We start from the raw sequence: 16,349 nt of genomic DNA on the forward strand, positions 1-16,349 counted from the left end.
TACCTTTTTCTCTCCGTTTACAATACCTTTTCATGAAATAGTTAAAAGATTTTAATTTTTTTGAATAATTAAAATGTATATAAAAAAGAGCACCTTCTAGGCACTCCTTTATATAACTAATTCTTCATTTACTAAAAGTGATTTAAAAATTCCGTTCACTGTAATTTTCTCTACGATATTAGCCATCTCTTTTGGCGATTCTTTACAACCACCTTCTAACCAACGATGTATAATACCGATATGTGCATTGGACATATACGTAATAAGATAATTTCTAAAATTATCTTGAGCGATTGTAATACCATACTCTTTTTGTTTCGCCTCATAAAATTTATACGTATATTTTGAGAACTCCTCTATAAATTGTAATCGACCGACTGCAATTGCCGTTGCGAATATTTTATCTTTATGGTCTTCGATATATACAAATAACCCTTCAAGTATCTTTTTCATTTCTTCTTCTTTTTGAGTTACTTCCTTACTTCTATATAGCACATCCTCCACACCAATCATTAACTCTTTTTGATATGAGTCAATGAGATCGTATTTATCTTTATAATGGCTATAAAATGTTCCACGGTTAATCATCGCATGTTCGCAAATGTCTTTTACCGTGATATCTTCAAAACTTTTCTCACGAAGTAGCTCGACGATTGATTCATCGATACGTTTTAACGTCTTGATCACTCGCAAATCCATTTTTTTCATTTCTATCGCTCCTGTTTTATTCTTTGTATAATATTATACACTATGTTGATTAAAATTCTTGTAATTCGACTCACTGCGTATTATAATGTTTTATTGTACTCATCATTTTGACGGAAATTAAAAAGTAAAGGTGATTAAATGTTAAGAGATTTTAAGTTTATACGGAAAACGCCTGTGTTATTAATTTCTCTTCTAGTCGTTTCAACACTTCCATTTATATATGCTGTTATCTTTTTAGGTGCAATGTGGAATCCATATGAAAATACTGAAGAGATGAAATTTCACATCGTAAACGAAGACAAAGGTCACGAGGAAATCCATGTCGGTGATTCTTTAATAGAAGAATTAAAAGAGGAAGATCGTTTAGATTGGCAGTTTACTGATTTAGATACTGCGAAAAAAGCGTTACAAAAAGGAGATACGTACGGATATATCGTGATTCCTGAAGACACGTCTAAAAAAGCGACGTCCTTCTTAACGGATAATCCTGAGCAAGTTGAAATGTCTCTGAACTTAAACCCTGGACATAACTTCATCGGTTCTCTCATGTCAGAGCAAGTAGGACATTTCATTATCGAAGAAGTACGTAAAGAAATTACTGATAATTATATTACAGCGATTGTCGATCAACTAAACTCTGTAGAGTCAGACAGTAAAGACGCGCAAGATGCAATTCAGCAACTGACAGATGGAGCAGATGAATTAAATGCTGGTCTTATTGAAGCACATAACGCTTCAGGACAACTATCTCAAGGAGCAAATGAATTAAACAATGGTATCGGACAACTCAATGATGGTGCAAATCAGTTAAGTGGAGGAGCTGGTCAGCTCTACCAAGGTGAGCAACAAATGACTGCACAACTAGAGCAAATTGCACCAAACTTAGGTCCTGCAGGACAACAGCTCGTCCAGGCACAAGGTCAATTAGAGCAAGGTGCTAGCGAAATAAGTGGTGGAGCAAATCGACTTGCTCAAGGAGCAAGCGAAGCAGCAACTGGCGCGAACGAATTAGCTAATGGAATGGGACAATTAAATAACAGTTTAGGTGAGTTACAACAAGGTTCACAACAGCTTTCAGACTCATTAAACGAAATTAATACGCAATTTAAAAAAGTACTCGATAAAATCGAGGAAGAAAACCTAGCGTTTACTGAAGCGGGTGCAAAAGATATCGCACAACCCGTTCATTTAGAAACGAATAACGTAGTTAAGACTCAAAACTACGGACAAAGCTTTGCACCGTTAATCGTTGCAATTAGCTTATTCATTGGATCAATTACGTTTAACGTCGTCTATCCAAACAACAAAATATTTGATGAACATACTGGTGTATTTAAAGCATGGGTCAGCCGTATGCTCCTATATATGGTACATGCATTAATCATCTCATCACTCATTACAATTGTCGTTGACTTCATTATGCAAGTCGATATCGGTAGTAACTGGAGATTCTTCCTACTCAACTATGTATGGGCGTTATTATCTATTACGATGATTGGTGCGTTAGTTACATTATTCGGTAACTTCGGTAAATTCTTAAGTATCATCTTACTCATCGTTCAATTATCAGCGAGTGGGGGAACATTCCCAATCGAAACGACAAACGCGATTTACCAAAAACTATATGAATTCTTACCAATGTCTTATACAGTCATCGGTTACAGAACAGCAATATTCAACCAGGCATTCGATCACGAATTCAGTACAGTCATATACGTATTACTCGCAATGCTTGTGAGTGCGATGTTATTTATCTTATTACTATTCTGGATAAAAGAAAAATCACCAAAATACAAAGCTCTTACAAGTCGACTCAGTCGATTAGAGTCATAGAACCAATTAAGTGGCACCTTTCAGGCGCCACTTTTTTATGCCCATAAATTACTACCTTGTTCAACCTCATAAATGTGATAAAAATAAATCGGGAGTAGAGAATTATCTTTATTCACCATAATCATGTTCGTTTCTTTGATAATACTTTCTACCGTACATTCAATCATCATCTCATACCCATTCGCCCAATACCGAATAATGGCTCTTTTACCGAGCAATGATTGCAGCATGCGCTCATTATGTTGAAGTGCGTCATCTGTTAACTTTGGATACTCTTTTTTTAATTGATTTTGAATCATTTGATTTACATTTTCGTATTGTTCAGGCATCGTTGCAAACGGCATCCACTTAATCATCCCTCGGCCAATAGGGATGTTTGAATCGAGTTGTTCGTATGGAATATTTCTATAATCGAGGATCATCTTTACCATCTCCTTGATTTTATTATACGAACGTATGTTCTGTTTTTCAACAAAAATAAAACGAGAAGGGTTTCCCTCTCGTTATTTTAATTTTTCTGCTCTTTTCACTTTTATATCTTCTAAAACCTCATCTACATTAATTGAAGGGTCATGAGGTAGATCAAAGTTTAAATTATCTTTGTCATCTCTTGGGATAAAGTGAAAGTGTACTTGTGAATCCGTTTGGCCAGCAGATTCACCGTTATGGCACACGATCGTATAATCTTTATCCATATCTTTCGTCGCGACTTTATGCATGAGTGCCATTAGATCTCCGCGTACGACTTTATTATCGATATCGCCAAATGTTTCAATCGGCATCTTCGGCATGACTAAAATATGGCCTTTTGTCGCAGGTCTTTTATCTAGTATCGCGATACTATAAATACTTTCTCTAATTAAATGATAATCCTTATTTTTAATAGATTCGTATAGTTCATTATTCATATAATCACTCCTATGTACCAATATACTAAATTTTGTCATTCCAATTATTAAATTTGCTTATAAATCACTCTTCAGGCTCAACTAATACATCAACTATATAGTTTTCTGATAGTAACGGCATGCGATACACACGATAGATAGAATCATGGTTATCGTCTTTCTCTCGTTCAATACACATTTCTGATGTAACATCATTATTTTCTTGACTAAGTTCGACAATGTTAGAAGTGATATGGTTCTCTTCACTCGACATTGAAGACGTTACGAATACACGATTATTTTCATCTTCAAAGTATACGTTACCTCCGTTGTTATAAAACGGCTCACGATACGAGTCAATTTCCTCAATTCTATCTTCTAATTGGTATATACGATATTGAACTACTCTACTATATTGATCTATATCGCTCTCGTAATTATCAAATACTAATACATCTATTGTAGATACATTATTATCTTGATCCGGTAAAACTTCGACACTATATGGATACATTGGTAAGTCGACACCTTCAGTACTTAAAATCTTTTCACCTAACCCATCGTCTTCTTTCGGCCAATTATCGTCTCGTGTGATTATCCATTCTATTTTATTTTCTGGATAACTCATTTTTGCAATGATATTTTGATTTAAGAAAGAAATGATTAATGAATCGTCCGATACGTCGACATTATTTACGTGTAACCAATCATCACCGACGTGATACTTATATAACGCTTCAGGGAATACTTCTTTAAAATTAACATTATTCACAATCTCACCGTTTTCCCAGTCAACTTCTATCATAGCATCATAATTATGCTCATCAACATTATTATGAGTAAGTAGCAATACATTGCCATTTTCAAGCGTTATAACGTCGTCATGAAGCGGTCGATCTCCATCATAATTTGACTGCGAGTACGTATACGCACGATATATTTTTCCAACCGGATCAATCTCAATCAGCTCGTTGAATATCGTATTTGTATCGTCATGCGTTACATTTAATATAAAGTGCCCCGTTTCTTCAATGACTTCAAATAGTTCTGTCGAAATATTTGAAAGTACGAAACGAATATCCCCTGCATGATCTACTCCGAACAATTCTCCAGTTGTTGCTTTTACATACGTCAGTTCATCTGTTCTTTTTATTTGTTTTTCTTTAACAGTATCAACAGTGTAGAAATCCTCATCTAACTCATCTGTTTCAATTTCTATTTGGTGCTCAAGTTCTTCGCTATTTTCATTTGTTACAGTAATTAAAACATCATTCACCGTTCCTGCATACAAACCAACAATCGGTATTTGATGACGTACTTCGTAGTTTGATGACTCATAAGTAAAAGACGTGTCTTCTGTTTTCCCTGTAACGGTATACGTTACTTTCGTCGGTTCATCTGTATTAAACATTACATATGCGGATAACGGACTATTACCGTACGGATCAACTCGTATAAAAGGGTTATCGTACGTATAATTATCGCTATAATATGATTCGTTAATTTCTTTGTCGATCTCTTTTATAGATTTAAGCGTATCTTTGTTTTTCTCTAATTGATAAAAATCTTCTTCAAGATCAATAATTTCTTCAACAATTGATTCATTTTTTTCTTCAGGTGTTTCTTTTGGTTTCTCGTCCGGTTGTGCTGAACAACCAGCGATGAGTATTAAACACATTGATAATAGAATTTTTCTCATCGTTTTCTCCCGAATTTTTAATATAAAAATACTCCCCGTAAAGCAATACAGCATACTGCATGTTTTATGGGGAGTATCTTCTAACTTTAGTTAGACAGATTATTTATTTTTCTTCTTATTGTAACTATTTTCCTCAAGCACGAGTGCGACTAGGAAAAAGAGCATGAATACCGGAATTGCAATAAAGAATCCCATAACAAGCCAATCTGTTACTGCACCTAAAACGAACAATTTCATTACTCCTTTACAATATATTAATTATAAAACATACAGTCTTATTTCTATTCTAGCATTTTTTAGCGTATCTTCCTATAGTTTTTAGTAAAAACAGAATGATTACAACTATTATACATCTTATTATTAATAGATTTAACAAATCATAGTCAGTTATAATCAACTTATGACTACGAAAGGGTGAATGTAATGACATTTAATGAAACGAACCTTGATCTAGAAACGATAATTCGAGATGAGGTCAACAAATACTTAAATCGAGATGTCAGTCAGTTACCAGCGACTGTACAAGCACCAAAAGAATTAACTCAAAAGTATGAAAAGATGGAGGTTCCAAAAGTTGGAAGGGATATTTATGAAGTACTTTCGGAGTTAAACAACGAAGTATTGACTTATTTATATCGTCCAAATCATAAACGTGCGTTTTCGTTTATCCCTGGTCCAGCATCACGATTATCATGGTTAGGTGATATTTTAACAACTGCAAATAATATCCATGCTTCGAACTTTAAAAACGCGACGTTACCAATAAGTATCGAGCGTAATTTAATTAACTATCTTGCAGAAAAAGTTGGATATGAAGTGAAGCCAAGTGGAGGAGTGTTTGTATCTGGTGGGTCAATGGCGAATCTAACGGCTGTCGTTACAGCACGTGATGCAAAAGTAACGCTAGACAAACTCACTCAAACTACCGTTTACTTAACGTCTCAAACGCATCACTCAGGTCGTAAGGCGTTACATGTCGCAGGTTTTCCAACTGATAACATACGTATCATTGACCATAACGAAGACTTTACAATGAACGTTACTCATTTAAAAGAAACAATCGAGGAAGACGTGAAAAATGAATTTATACCGGCACTCGTTATTTCAACTGCCGGTACAACGAACACAGGTGCAGTAGATGATTTCGATGCGATTGCTGATATTTGTGAAGATCATAATATTTGGCAGCACGTCGATGGGGCATACGGTGCATCACACTTACTATCTACTAAAGGTAAGGCGTTATTTAAAGGGATCGAGCGTTCTGATAGCGTTACCTGGGATGCACATAAACTTCTCTTCCAAACGTATAGTTGTGCAATGATTATCGTAAAAGATAAAGACAACCTCATTAACAGTTATGGTGAAAAAGCAGAGTATCTTGACGACATCACATCAGACGATGACGTTATCGATCCAGAGATGCTCGGTATCGAACTGACACGCCCAGCACGCGCTGTAAAATTATGGCTAACGTTACAAGTTGTTGGTGAAGATGAGTTTAGAAGACGTATTGACTATGGTCAAGAACTTGCAGAATACACAAAAGATTACGTAGAATCACTCGAAAACTTTGAAATTATCTCACAGCCGAGTCTATCTATTTTAAGTTTCAGATATTATAACGACTCATTTACTGATGAAGAAAATGACCACTTAAATAATATCGCCGCTAAAAAACTTGCAGACTCAGGATACGCAGTCGCATACACAACGACTCTAAACAATAAAAAAGTGTTTCGTCTCTGTACGATTCATCCGGAAACGACAGAAGATGATATTAAAGAAACAATCGATCGACTCAGACTTTATATTTTAGAAGAGGTAGAGAATTTATAACGCTATGCGTTACAACGTTGACGTCGTCAACTAAATAACGCCCACCGTTATTATTAAAAACGATGGGCGTTATTTTACTTGTTTGTAAATGAGCCGTAGCCACCCTTTAAGTTAACTGTCTTATAACCTTTAGCAGCTAGTTCTTCACATGCTCTTTGACTTCTCATACCACTTGCACAATATACGTAATACGTCTTATCTTTAGGTCCATCAAAGTTAGAAACCTTCATAAGTGGTACATGTATTGCACCCTTAACTTTCCCGAAAAAACGTTCTAACGTAGAACGCACATCAATAACTTGACCATTCATAGCTAACTCTTCCAACTCAGCCTTAGTAAAATCATTAATACCTTTAGACTTAACTTTCATAGTGATCCTCTCCCGTTATGAATTACATATATCGTACTTAAAAGAAGAACACATCACTATTAATATGCTTATAAGAGTTTACTGGTAAAGCGATAAAATTCGTCGCCATTCTTTTTGAGCTTCTTCATCTTTTGAAACTTCAAACTCTAGGTGATATGGGCTATGACTCGGCGGCAAACCGTCATCTGTATACTCTGAGAATCCCGTCGTGTGATTCATTTCATTCGATACTAGTTCATATACAATTCCGTTATCTACTAAAATATATTTATGGATAGGTGTACCTGGTTCGTTTTCTTCGTTATATCCAGCAGCAAGTGAAGTATATTCTTCATACAATCCTGCTCCGTTGAGTGGAGAAGTGAAAAACACTACGCCACCTATGATGTGTAAATCAAATGCATCAAACCCTGGTAAATCTAAATTTTGAACTTGAGCGTGTCCATCTATTGTATAGGCAAACCAATCACCACGTCCAGCGTTCCCGTGGTTGAAGAAATATTTAGATACCCCCATATTGCCAATCTCAGCTCTCTCAATTGCCCAATTTAAGAACATTTCTTGCATTTCTTCTTTTTGTTCATCAGAAAATCTTTTAGCTTGAAAAATTTCTTCCGGTTCCTCTTTTGTTACTTCTTCAGTGTCTTTTTCTATTTCTTCTTCTTTTTCTGTATCATTATTTGTTTCAACTTTTCCAGCCTGCTGTTTTCGTTCAACGACATTGGACGATAAACCTTCTTCTTCACTTTTACTAGTACATGCAGATAACAACGTAACGCATAGCGTTATTAATAATAATTTCTTCATTTTCTCTACCTCCGAATATAGAGAAAACAGAGGCTTTTAATCTTCTGTTTTCTTTGTAACGCCTAGCGTTACTTATTAGTTATACCATGCATCATGCTCTAAATTCTTAATGAGTCGAACCTTTAGTATTCCGTCCTTTGATTCGATTTCTTGGATGAGGTCTTTTACTTTTTCTTCATCCGCTTCAGTGATATCCACTAACGTATATGCGTAATCTCCACGTGATTTGTTTATGATACGATCAATATTGAGTCCTTCTTCAGACAATAGTTTTGTAAGTGATGCAATGATGTTTTTGATGTTCCTATTACATACCGCAATTCGTAACGGTGACGATAGTGTCATTGAGACTCTTGGATAGTTTACTGAGTTTACGATATTTCCATTTTCTAAATAGTCTTTTAACTCATTTGCTACCATTACTGCTGAGTTTTTCTCAGATTCTCCTGTTGAAGCACCGAGATGAGGGAGTAGTGTTACTTTATCTTGCCCGAGTACTGTTTCATTAGGGAAATCGCTAATGTAGTGACCGAGTCTGTTGTGGTTTAATGCTTTTACAAGTGCATCTTCGTCTACAATTTCAGCACGTGAGAAGTTTAATAATACTGCTGTTGCTTTCATTTGACGAATCGCTGTTGAGTCGATCATATGCTTTGTACTCTCTAAAAACGGTACGTGAATCGTAATGTAGTCCGCTTTTTGTAACACTTCATCGATTGATGATGCTTTTGTAACTGAGCGGTTAATGTTCCATGCAGCATCGACACTAATGTAAGGGTCGTATCCGATAACGTCCATGCCAAGGTTTTCTGCATCGTTCGCAACGAGTAAACCTACTTGACCAAGACCAATAACACCTAGCGTTTTACCTTTAATTTCATGACCTTTAAATTTCTTTTTACCATCTTCGACTTGTGTAGCAATATCATCACCCGTAAGCTCAGTTGCCCATTGCGATGCTTCAAGTGTATTTCTTGCATGTGAGATCAGTGATGTTAATACGAGTTCTTTAACGGAGTTGGCATTTGCACCTGGTGCGTTAAATGCAATAACGCCCGCTTCAGATAATTTATCTACTGGAATATTGTTAAACCCTGCTCCTGCGCGACCTACTGCTAGTAAACTATCGTTAATTGGTTCATCATGTAAATTATAACTACGTAAAATAATTGCTTCTGGATCGTCTGTTTCGTTGATTGTGTACTTGTCTTTTGTAAAACGTTGTAAACCTTCAATTGCGATACTGTTAAATGTTTTTATGTCAAATTGTGACATTGCTTAATTCTCCTCTTCGAATTTCTTCATTAGTTGTACGAGTGCTTCTACACCTTCAATAGGGAATGCGTTATAAATAGATGCACGCATACCACCGACTGAACGATGTCCTTTAATATTTTCAAAACCATTTTCTTTCGTATATGCTACAAATTCTTTATCTAACTCGTCGTTTCCTGTAGAAAACGTGACGTTCATCAGTGAACGCGCGTCTTTATTTGCAGTAGGTACGAATAATGTTGATTCGTCTAAGTAATCATATAAAATACGTGCTTTTTCTTTATTTCTCTTATAAATCTCTTCTAGACCACCAATTTCTAACAACCAATCTGTCACGAGTTTATGAATATAAATAGGGTAAGTCGATGGTGTATTATACATCGAGTTTTTATCGTTAAAGACTTTGTAGTCAAACATTTTAGGGATATCATTTAGTCCGAGTAAGTCTTCTCGAATAATAACGAGCGCTAGTCCTGCAATACCGAGGTTCTTTTGAGCACCTGCATAAATCATTCCAAAATCGTTGATATTAAATGGACGTGAAAGTATATCCGAACTCATATCACAGACTAAAGGAATGCCCTTATAAATCGGGAACTCTTTAAACTGTGTTCCTTCGATCGTGTTATTTGAGCAAATATGCAAGTAATCATAACCTTCTAACGTATCTGGATAGTTTGGTAATGACTTATAACCATCTTCTTTGGATGATGCAACGACGTCGATTTCAAGTCCATAGTCGTCTTTTAATTCTTCAGCAGCTTCTAATGCTTTTTTAGCAAAGTTACCGCTATCGATGTATGCAACTTTACCAGATTGTTTTAAGTTCATAACTAACGTATAGAATGCTTGGCTCGCTCCGCCTTGTAAAAAGAGAATTTTATAATTATCGTCAATATTCAGTAATTCTCTTAAGTTTTTTTCAGCATCTTGGATAATGTCATCAAAGTAACTACTTCTATGACTCATCTCCATTACAGACATGCCTGTCCCGTCATAATCTAACATCTCTTTTTGTGCGCGTTCTAAAACAGATGTCGGTAACATTGCTGGGCCTGCTGATAAGTTAAATGTGCGTTTCACGTGAAACACTCCTTTTATTTATAATTTTGGTTCAGTTTCTCCAAATGAAATCGATGATTGACTCGGTATAAGAACACCTGTATTTTCATCGCGTCCTTGTAATACAAAGCGTGCATCTTTTTGATTATATTGTTCAATTGCGAGATCGATTAACTGTTTAAAGTCATCTGTCATATGACGGTTAAAAATAACGCATAGTGGTGTTTCGGTAAACGTTTGCATCATATCGTAATCACCGATACTGTCACCAAACATCGCAACTGGTTGTTTACCATTATGCTTCGGCATAATCAGCTTTTGTATTGCCTCTGTTTTACCAGGACCTTTTGTGATTGGTGAGTCGGCTTTCATAACGGGCGTTATAACGCCGTTATCTTCTTCAAATTCCATGGCGACAATATTGTCTACCTTTACTGAATGCCCAAGCATTTCAGCTGCGACTTCAACATATACTCTCGGACTTGCACTTACGATATAAGTCGTAATTCCATTATTTGTAAACGCGCGATATAAGTTTAACAATTCTTCAGGCACTGATAATCCCGATTTAAAAGTAGAAATGACTACACCTGATTTTCCAGGTATATTTTCTGAGCTTTCGTACGTCACTTTTTCAAACGGTTTTTCTAGTGATTCTTTAATACAACTTCGGCATAACTCTTTAAATGAATCAATTGTATGACCAGCAAATAAATAAGTCATCCAACCATTAGACGGTCGCCTTGATAATTTACTATTTACATGAGTATGGAATAGCCTTAACTTGGCTCTAAACGTTTTGTAGTGGTTTGTCTCTTTAATCTCTTTTAAAAGATCTTCCGAACGATTTTCTAGACTAATGTAATTATCGTATAACCACTGATATTCCTTATAAATATCTTCAGCTAAATTAAAACCTGTCGCATTTTTAAACCGACAATCAAACGTTTGAGATAGCTCCTCAGTATAATGCGCATTCGTCAAAATTTCATATAACACTTCAGGCGTGAGCCGATATGCTAAATGTTCCATCAAATAAACATTTAAATTGTCTTCAATATCCATAATAATACTTGTATTATCATAGTCGAAAACAACGTAACTATCAGTGTCATTTTTGTAAGTATCAATAACCTCATTCAATCGCTTGTACACAAACGATTCAAAGTTTCCTTGCTTAAAATAGTTGTCCATTTTTTCACCTACAAATATCATATATATCTTCATATTAAGTGTATCATAAAATAAATATCTCCTATCATAATGCTTTAGTTTTTAGAAAATTTAAAAATATGATAAAATAACTCATACATAAATGAAAGCGTTTTAAGGAGGTAAGTAAATGTCAAAAGTGGAGTTTTTATTTTTATCCGAAGAAGATTTAGTTGAAGCAGGTGTGTTAGATGCAAAAAAATGCGTCGACACAATCGAAGAAGTGTTCCGTTTACTTGGTGAAAAAGATTACATTATGGGAGGACCGAGAGAAAACAGTCACGGCAGTCAACTATGGTTTCCAAAAGAAAAGCGTACTGAGAATATGCCAGTCGCAGGGCCAGACCGTCGATTTATGTCAATGAACGCATATTTAGGTGGGAAATATAATATTACGGGACAAAAATGGTACGGATCAAACGTAGCAAACAAAGAAAAAGGATTACCACGTTCCGTTTTAATGATCACGTTAAACGATGCAGACACTGGTGCACCTTTTGCATATATGAGTGCAAATTTAATCAGTGCGACACGTACAGGTGCAGTCCCAGCAGTTGCTACAAAGTATCTTGCTTCAAAAGAAGCACATACTCTCGCAATTATCGGAGCAGGGGTCATCAGTTGGTCAAGTACACTTGCAATTTTAGAAGCAAATAAAAATATCAAACAAGTCAACATCTTCGACATTAACGAACAACAAGCAGAAAAATTCTCAAATAACCTTAAAAAAGAACACGACGTAGAAACAGTGATATCAAGCTCCTTAGAAGATGCAGTCAAAGAAGCAGACGTCATAAACGTCGCAGCATCAGGTGCTGTTCGTCCAGAAATTAAAGAAGAGTACTTAAAAGACGGATCTCTTCTTTTACTTTCCGGAGAAGCAAACCTCAGTGATGACTTCATACTAAATAACACAGTCGTTATGGATAACTGGGAAATGCACAAAGAAACAGGTGAAGAATGGGAAGAGTGGGAATACCTACAAAGCGGTACAAAAGGAGTTTCTAAAGACTTAAACTACGGTATCGGCGGACAGGTATTTAGACTCGTAAAAGAAGAAAAACTCGACGAAAAAAGCATCACAGATCTTGGTGACGTTGTCAGTGGTAAAAAAGAAGGGCGTAAAGACGACAAAGAAAAAATCGTCTTCCTCGCAGGAGGAATGGCTGTAGAAGACATATCATGGGGATATGAACTCTATAAATCAGCACAAGAGAAAAACTTAGGACAATCATTAAAAGTATGGGATCAACCTTTCTGGTCTTAAGTTAGAAAGAAGGTATGGATATGACTAAAGTTCTCGTTAAATTAAACAAAATCGCACTCGACTTTGGCAGTTACTTATTATTCGACACTGATGAGTTAGAAATTAAAGAGAGTAGTCGAATTGGTTTAATTGGTGAAAACGGTGCAGGTAAATCATCTTTAGCACGATTAATTTTAGAGGAAATTAAACCGACACAAGGTCATATCCAGTTAAACACCAATAACATAGGCTACTTAGAACAAGTATCTGATAATATTCCATATGACTTCAATTTTGATGGAAGATTACTTAGTGAATTAAACATACCTTATGGTACATCAGAGTTTAGCGGCGGAGAACTATCAAAACTACGTATATTAGAAGTATTCTCTTCGCACTATGATTTACTTATACTTGATGAACCGACATCTCATTTAGACAAAGAGGGTATCGAATTTTTAATACGTACAATTAAAAATTATGACGGTGCAACTTTAATAATTTCACACGATAGACGTCTATTAAATGAATGTGTAAATGAAGTATGGTCAATTGAAGAACAGTCAATACATGTATTTAGCGGAAATTATGATGATTATAAAAGAGAAATCGAAAAAGAGCGTGAATCACTCTATCATCAAAAAGAAATACAAGATAAAGAAATCAAAAGATTGGAAGCATCAATAAGTGACGCAAAAATACATGCTGAAAAAATATTAATCGGTAGAAAGGGAGCAAATCATCGTTCTCTATCCTCACGAATGACAAAAGAAAAAGGGACGGTACAAAAAGGAATTATGCAATCTGCGAAAAACATGCAGAACCGTGGAAGAAATAAAATTACCTGAAGAAAAAGTACTACCGATATTTGAAGAAGCTGACATCAAGACAGATCATAACCGTTTTCCAATTATATTTAACTATATTGATATTACAGCAGGAAACAAATTACTTATAGAATCTCTAAACTTACAAATCAGTCGTGGAAAAATTACGGCATTAAAAGGGAACAATGGTACCGGTAAAACGACTATTATTGAATATGTAAAAGGAGCTTTTAATAATAAACTTGATATCATCACATTTTCTAAAAATGCAGAGCTTGGCTTCTATAATCAATTAAGTTATCTAGAATTTAAGCACCGCACAGAGCCATTATTAGAATACGTATCAAAACATACGTCTGTTTCAAAGTACCTACTAAAAGAAATGCTCAATGATTTAAAATTCACAGACAACGATTTTGAAAGAAGTATTTCAACATTAAGTGGAGGAGAAGCGGTACGCGTATCGTTATTTCTAACATTAATATCTGGAGATAACGTGCTAATACTAGATGAACCAACAAATTATCTAGATATTGATACAATAAATGTTCTAGAAACATATTTAAACACATATCCAGGCACAGTACTTCTAACATCACATGATGAAGAATTTTTAGAAAATGTCGCAGACGAAGTATATAAGATAGAAAACAAAAAACTTAAAAAGATAAAATAAGAAGTAACGTATGGCGTTACTTCTTATTTTCATCCTTTAGATAATATCCTAATGCTTCAACATTATTTTACGTAACGGTAAGCATCACCTTTTTAGTTTTACTTCTAAAACACATATAATATGCTATATATTTTTAATTAATAGAATGGTTCTCTTATTAAGAGTGAGTGGAGGGATTTGGCCTTGTGAAACTCCGGCAACAGCTTTTAGCGATGTGCCATTTCAACAGTTTATACTGAATGCAAAGAGACCGTGATAAAAATTATCACGGCCTCTTATATATTAATATTCTATATTTGGCGTTTCATTGACCTTGTCTTGATATAACTTAAACGCTACGAGTAACGCTGAAATAACGCTGAAAATAATCACTGTTTTTTTCATTAATACAACCTCTTTTTAAAATTAATTATAATAATTTAAATTTAAGTTTTCAGATGTTTCTCTACGAGTTTCTCTCATAAGTTTTTCGTCATTAATGAGTGATTTACCGTATGACGGTACTAATTTTTTAACTGCAGGTTCCCAGAGTTCACGATCCTCTTTAAAGTTTTTCTCTAATGCTTCAAGAACAACAGAGAATGATATTGAAGCACCTGGTGATTCTCCTAATACCGCAATGACAGAATTATCATCAGAATTCACGACTTCTGTTCCGAATGCGACGTAGCCTTTCCCGTATTCATCATCGTCTTTAATCACTTGAACACGTTTACCAGCAGTATATAATTCCCAATCTTCATCTTTTGCATCAGGTATGAATGTTCTTAAGTAGTTCATATAACCTTTTTTAGTCATAACCATTTGGTCAATTGAATATTTAATAAGTGGTATATTTTTAGCCGCTGATGATAATAATGTCGTAATGTTATAAGGTTTTACTGAGCCAAATAAGTCAAAGAAAGATCCATATTTTAAGAATTTAGGGTCAATATTCGCATATGGGCCGAATAGTAACGTACTTTCACCATTGATATAACGTGTATCGAGGTGCGGTACAGTCATTGGTGGCTTACCTAGAGGCTCTTTACTGTATACTTTCGCGTGATGTTGTTTAATAATGTCTTTATTTTTACACGCTAAAAATTGACCAGTAATCGGGAAACCTCCGACATTTTGTCTTTGAGCAATGCCACTCTTTTGAAGTAGTGGAATAGAGTAACCCCCAGCACCGATAAACACTTTATCAGCTACTTTTACGAACTTCTCTTTCGTCGCTCTATTTCTTACGAGAACTTCCCATTTGCCGTCTTCTCTTTGAGTTAAGTCGATTACTTCATGGTTATATTTTAAAGAGACATTTGATTGCTTTTCTAAATATGCCGCTAATTTACGTGTTAAAGCACCATAGTTTACGTCAGTTCCTTCATCGATCTTACTCGCTGCCATTAACTGACCTGGTTTACGATTTCGCATCATCAATGGCATCCATTCTCTCATCGTTTCAATATCTTCTGTGTACTCGATATTATCAAACATAGGAATCGTTTTAAGTTTTTCATAACGTTTACGTAAAAACTCAACATTCGTTGGGCCCATTACAAAACTGATATGCGGTAGTGGCTGAATAAATTCTTCAGGGTTAGAAATATCCCCATTTTTCACTAAACTGCCCCAGAACTGCTTAGACAGTTCAAATTGCTCATTGATCACTTCTGCTTTAGAAGCATCGATAGAGCCGTCCTTTTGTTCCACAGTATAGTTTAGCTCACAGAGTGCAGCGTGACCTGTACCTGCATTGTTCTTTTCGTTCGAACTCTCGATTCCCGCTTCATCTAATCTTTCATACATATCGATATTCCAGTCCGGGCTCACTTTTGAAAGCATCGTCGCTACCGAAGTACCTATAATACCCGCACCAATCACAATAATATCTTTATGCTGATTGTCTGCCTCAGTCATAATTA

General features: G+C 35.4%; 17 protein-coding genes and 1 riboswitch. Of the genes, 5 read left to right on the forward strand and 12 right to left on the reverse strand.

Annotated features, from left to right (window positions below; genetic code table 11):
• Positions 1-108 precede the first annotated feature (108 nt).
• Complete coding sequence (locus HMPREF3177_RS03670; protein WP_068129145.1) at positions 109-708, reverse strand: TetR/AcrR family transcriptional regulator; 600 nt, start codon at positions 706-708, stop codon at positions 109-111.
• Positions 709-846: 138 nt separating this feature from the next.
• Between HMPREF3177_RS03670 and HMPREF3177_RS03675 the strand changes: the two genes are divergently transcribed.
• Complete coding sequence (locus tag HMPREF3177_RS03675) at positions 847-2,541, forward strand: YhgE/Pip domain-containing protein (RefSeq protein WP_070457144.1); 1,695 nt, start codon at positions 847-849, stop codon at positions 2,539-2,541.
• A gap of 35 nt (positions 2,542-2,576) precedes the next feature.
• Here HMPREF3177_RS03675 and HMPREF3177_RS03680 read toward each other — a convergent pair whose 3' ends face one another.
• The 4 genes from HMPREF3177_RS03680 to HMPREF3177_RS08495 form a co-directional block, all read right to left on the reverse strand.
• Positions 2,577-2,963, reverse strand: a complete 387-nt coding sequence (locus HMPREF3177_RS03680) for a YolD-like family protein (RefSeq protein ID WP_068129141.1) — start codon at positions 2,961-2,963, stop codon at positions 2,577-2,579.
• Positions 2,964-3,044: 81 nt separating this feature from the next.
• Entirely contained in the window at positions 3,045-3,449 is a 405-nt protein-coding gene (locus HMPREF3177_RS03685; protein WP_070457145.1) for an HIT family protein, read from the reverse strand.
• A gap of 64 nt (positions 3,450-3,513) precedes the next feature.
• The gene (locus tag HMPREF3177_RS03690) at positions 3,514-5,127 is read right to left on the reverse strand and encodes an aryl-sulfate sulfotransferase (protein ID WP_070457146.1); all 1,614 of its coding nucleotides are present in this window, start codon (positions 5,125-5,127) and stop codon (positions 3,514-3,516) included.
• Positions 5,128-5,226: 99 nt separating this feature from the next.
• Positions 5,227-5,364, reverse strand: coding sequence for a hypothetical protein (locus HMPREF3177_RS08495; protein ID WP_155974679.1), 138 nt, complete (start codon positions 5,362-5,364; stop codon positions 5,227-5,229).
• Between the two features lie 186 nt (positions 5,365-5,550).
• Between HMPREF3177_RS08495 and HMPREF3177_RS03695 the strand changes: the two genes are divergently transcribed.
• Positions 5,551-6,966, forward strand: coding sequence for a pyridoxal phosphate-dependent decarboxylase family protein (locus HMPREF3177_RS03695; protein ID WP_070457147.1), 1,416 nt, complete (start codon positions 5,551-5,553; stop codon positions 6,964-6,966).
• Between the two features lie 74 nt (positions 6,967-7,040).
• Here the strand turns inward: HMPREF3177_RS03695 and HMPREF3177_RS03700 are convergent, their stop codons facing one another.
• From HMPREF3177_RS03700 to HMPREF3177_RS03720, 5 genes are all read right to left on the reverse strand, one after another.
• Positions 7,041-7,337 (reverse strand): rhodanese-like domain-containing protein, encoded by a 297-nt coding sequence (locus HMPREF3177_RS03700; RefSeq protein ID WP_070457148.1) that lies wholly within the window; start codon positions 7,335-7,337, stop codon positions 7,041-7,043.
• 78 nt (positions 7,338-7,415) lie between these two features.
• Positions 7,416-8,144, reverse strand: a complete 729-nt coding sequence (locus tag HMPREF3177_RS03705; protein ID WP_070457149.1) for a hypothetical protein — start codon at positions 8,142-8,144, stop codon at positions 7,416-7,418.
• Between the two features lie 75 nt (positions 8,145-8,219).
• Complete coding sequence (locus HMPREF3177_RS03710) at positions 8,220-9,419, reverse strand: 3-phosphoglycerate dehydrogenase family protein (RefSeq protein WP_068129130.1); 1,200 nt, start codon at positions 9,417-9,419, stop codon at positions 8,220-8,222.
• A 3-nt stretch (positions 9,420-9,422) separates the two neighbouring features.
• A complete protein-coding gene (serC, locus tag HMPREF3177_RS03715; RefSeq protein WP_070457150.1) occupies positions 9,423-10,502 on the reverse strand; it encodes a 3-phosphoserine/phosphohydroxythreonine transaminase in 1,080 nt (359 codons plus the stop codon).
• Positions 10,503-10,520: 18 nt separating this feature from the next.
• Positions 10,521-11,675 carry a haloacid dehalogenase-like hydrolase gene (locus HMPREF3177_RS03720; protein ID WP_168161308.1) on the reverse strand — a complete coding sequence of 385 codons (1,155 nt, stop codon included), beginning with the start codon at positions 11,673-11,675 and terminating at the stop codon, positions 10,521-10,523.
• A 148-nt stretch (positions 11,676-11,823) separates the two neighbouring features.
• Between HMPREF3177_RS03720 and HMPREF3177_RS03725 the strand changes: the two genes are divergently transcribed.
• From HMPREF3177_RS03725 to HMPREF3177_RS03735, 3 genes are read left to right on the forward strand one after another with little or no spacing between them, the layout of a single operon-like run.
• Positions 11,824-12,960 carry a tyramine oxidase subunit B gene (locus HMPREF3177_RS03725; protein WP_068129124.1) on the forward strand — a complete coding sequence of 379 codons (1,137 nt, stop codon included), beginning with the start codon at positions 11,824-11,826 and terminating at the stop codon, positions 12,958-12,960.
• Positions 12,961-12,980: 20 nt separating this feature from the next.
• Positions 12,981-13,787, forward strand: coding sequence for an ATP-binding cassette domain-containing protein (locus tag HMPREF3177_RS03730; RefSeq protein ID WP_070457152.1), 807 nt, complete (start codon positions 12,981-12,983; stop codon positions 13,785-13,787).
• Positions 13,765-14,442, forward strand: a complete 678-nt coding sequence (locus HMPREF3177_RS03735) for an ATP-binding cassette domain-containing protein (RefSeq protein WP_070457153.1) — start codon at positions 13,765-13,767, stop codon at positions 14,440-14,442. Before HMPREF3177_RS03730 ends, HMPREF3177_RS03735 begins: the two co-directional genes overlap by 23 nt.
• Before the next feature lie 151 nt (positions 14,443-14,593).
• Positions 14,594-14,691, forward strand: a riboswitch (SAM riboswitch).
• Between the two features lie 33 nt (positions 14,692-14,724).
• Here HMPREF3177_RS03735 and HMPREF3177_RS03740 read toward each other — a convergent pair.
• Positions 14,725-14,826 (reverse strand): SE2200 family small protein, encoded by a 102-nt coding sequence (locus HMPREF3177_RS03740; RefSeq protein ID WP_070457154.1) that lies wholly within the window; start codon positions 14,824-14,826, stop codon positions 14,725-14,727.
• Between the two features lie 21 nt (positions 14,827-14,847).
• A complete protein-coding gene (lqo, locus tag HMPREF3177_RS03745; protein ID WP_070457155.1) occupies positions 14,848-16,344 on the reverse strand; it encodes an L-lactate dehydrogenase (quinone) in 1,497 nt (498 codons plus the stop codon).
• Positions 16,345-16,349: the final 5 nt, after the last annotated feature.

It is taken from the genome of Nosocomiicoccus sp. HMSC09A07 (assembly GCF_001808485.1).
Classification (GTDB): Bacteria; Bacillota; Bacilli; order Staphylococcales; family Salinicoccaceae; genus Nosocomiicoccus; species Nosocomiicoccus ampullae_A.